This is a genomic window from Pseudoalteromonas sp. TB25 (assembly GCF_000497995.1).
Classification (GTDB): Bacteria; Pseudomonadota; Gammaproteobacteria; order Enterobacterales; family Alteromonadaceae; genus Pseudoalteromonas; species Pseudoalteromonas distincta.
Genome location: NZ_AUTI01000060.1, coordinates 1 through 2,946, shown reverse-complemented (window position 1 = coordinate 2,946; position 2,946 = coordinate 1). Strand labels below are relative to the sequence as shown.

Annotated in this window: 2 protein-coding genes; one reads left to right on the top strand and one right to left on the bottom strand. The window is 41.1% G+C overall.

Annotation, left to right across the window (positions count from 1 at the left end; translation table 11 throughout):
* On the top strand, positions 1-387 hold a 387-nt coding region (locus tag L652_RS0101140), incomplete at its 5' end, for a DUF2339 domain-containing protein (protein ID WP_024603202.1).
* A gap of 117 nt (positions 388-504) precedes the next feature.
* On the opposite strand, the gene L652_RS0101135 is transcribed toward L652_RS0101140, so the two are convergent.
* On the bottom strand, positions 505-2,946 hold a 2,442-nt coding region (locus L652_RS0101135; protein WP_024603201.1), incomplete at its 5' end, for a PAS-domain containing protein.

The following is a 2,946-nucleotide window of genomic DNA, read 5'->3' as shown; positions in this document are numbered from 1 at the left end:
CCAATAAATGCTAAAGCTACGCCATTTATATTGGCCGTTGCGGGTGGCTTTATATTATTGGCAATAAACAGCTTTATTCGTCAGTACTGGCAAGGTCCTTACATATACTTATCAAAAGGGGCGAGCAATGCAGAGCTCTATAGCTACTCTGTTATTTGGTTAGTATTGGGTGCGGGTACTGTTATTTTTGGGCATTTAAAAAATCAATTATTAATACAAAAAGTAGGCCTAGGCATACTAGCTGCAGTTATTGTTAAAGTGTTTTTAATTGATATGGCTAACTTGGAGGGCTTACTTAAAGCGCTTTCGTTTATTGGATTAGGGCTTTCGTTGGTGGGGCTAAGTTGGTTGTTCCAAAAGCTTAGAAGCCGAGTAAATCCAGTTTAATTTTATGAACACTTTATAAAGCAAAGCCCAGTGAAGATACTGGGCTTTTTGTTTTACGCTATTACTTGATAGCTTTTAACTAGAACACTTTTAACTAGATCACTTTTTACTAGCTTATTATGTACTGTGATTAAGCAGTGCCTTTAGTTTGCCCGGTTTAATTGGCTTACTTAAATAATGAATATTAGCGGCTTTGGTTTCTTGTTTAAGCTCGGTGTCGCGCACTGCGGTAATTAAAATAGCAGGGACTTGGCTTTGCCAAATTTCGCGCAGGGTTTTAATTAGCGTTATGCCATCGCAGTCGCTACCTAATTGATAGTCCATTAAAATAACATCGGGTGCACCGTTTTCTTTAGCATGCGCCAGTACATTATCTACGTTATCAAAAAGGGTGTAATTAGCTTGCCACTTTTTAAGTAAGCTTGCCATTGCTGCTAAATTTTCAGGGTCGTCGTCTACGGCAACAATATTAATTGCTGCACGGTTTTCTATTAAGCTATTTGTAGTACTTTTTTGTTGTACAAACTGCTCGTCGCCATAAGGTACTTCAATACTAAAGCGGCTACCTTTATTTGGCTCAGAATGCACATCAAGCGGCAAGCTTAGTAAGTCAGCCATACGTTTTACCACACCTAGGCCTAAGCCTACGCCTTTGTTATCGCCCGACTCAACACGGTAAAAGTCGTTAAATATTTTAGCTTGCTCTACTTCGCTAATACCTGGGCCTGTATCCCATACTTCTATTCGTAAATTATGCTTTCGGTTCCTACAGGCAATTAATACACGGCCATTATCGGTGTATTTAACTGCATTAGAGACCAAGTTTTGAATAATTCGGCGCAAATAGGTTATATCGCTGTGCACAATTTGCTGGTTTGAACGCACACTAAGTTTAAGGCCTTTATCACTTGATAAAATAGCGTATTCACTTTGTAGTGGGGCTAAAATATCTTCAATATAAAAGTGGCGAGGGGTAGGGGTCATAGCGCCTTGCTCAAGCTTAGCTATTTCAAGCAGTGCCGACATTAAATGCACGGTTGAATCGAGACTGTCGCCTAGTTTTTCAAAGCTGTTTTGGTTAGTGCTGTCGAGCTGTTTTTCGTCAATGGCGGCAAGGTATAAACGTGCTGCATTTAACGGCTGTAAAATGTCGTGGCTCGCCAGTGCTAAAAAGCGCGTTTTACTGTCGTTGGCTTGCTCTGCTTCTCGTTTAGCTAAGGTAAGTGCTTGCTCGGTTTGTACACGGCTATCTATTTGAGCTTGTAAGTCTTTATTAATAGTTTGCACTTCTTGAGTACGTGCTTCTATGCGGTTTTCAAGATCCATGTTTACTTCTTCAAGCGCATTTTGCGTACTTATGTGGTTTGTAATATCTGAAAAGCTGGTAACAAATCCGCCATCGGGCAGCGGATTACCAATCATTTCGTATACTTGGCCATTACGACGGTGGCGAATAAAATGATGCGAGCTGCCATATTTTAAATGCTGTACACGTTTTTCTACTTGGCGTTCTATTTCACCAGGGCCACATTCACCACGGTTAGCGTTGTATCTAATAATGTCTTCTATGGGTTGGCCTACTTCTAAAAAGCCTTCAGGGTAGCCAAACATTTCATTGTAGCGTTTGTTCCATGCAACGAGTTTTAAATCTTTATCAACAACTGAAATACCATGGCTTAAATTTTCGAGTGAGGTAAATAACAGATTTTGATTAAATTGCAGCGCTTGTGTGGTTTCGTCAAAAAAGTTTACTACTTCTTCAAACGCCATACGTTTACCCGACGATACCGTATGTATTAACGCTTGCGCTGACGATGCGCCAAGCACGCCCGTTAATGCGCGTTCGCAGTAGGCTATAAATTCAGGCTCTGGGTGTGCGTTGTTATCACTTAAATGATGGGCGAGTGCGTAATGGGCCAGTACTTGTTGGCTGCGCTGAATACCTAGAAATGTTTGCAGTAGTATTTTAAAGTCGTAAACGGTGGCTTTTACGTCTTTATTTAAGCGCCTTGATAAAATAGCCTGATCTTTAGGGTTAACAAAAGCAGCGGCCTGAATTTTATCAATTAAGCGCTCCTCAGCCCCAAGTGAAAAACTAATATAACAACCAATATTGGCAAACAAAGCTATCAAGGTTCCACGCGTTATAAGCGTTTGTTGCAGCTCGCTATCAAGGGTTGCGCCGGCATCGAGTATTGGCAGCATTAAAAATAGTATCCAGCAAATAAAGCCTGCTACCAAACCCGCATACACCCCATAAGCATGACCTTTTCGCCAATATAAACCACCCACAATAGAGGGTAGCAATTGGGTAACAAGTGAAAATGCGACCAAGCCCATACTGGCCAGTGCGCTACTATGGCCAAACCATTGCTGATAGAAATAGGCCAAAATTAATATGCCTGCAATAGCAAAGCGCCTTACAAGTAATATACGAGACTTATAACTGCTGGTAATTAAGTTACGTTTAAACTTTCTACGCAGCATTAACGGCAGTACCACATCGTTTGAGATCATCGTGCTTAATGTAAGCGTTGCTACCACTATCATTGCGGTGGC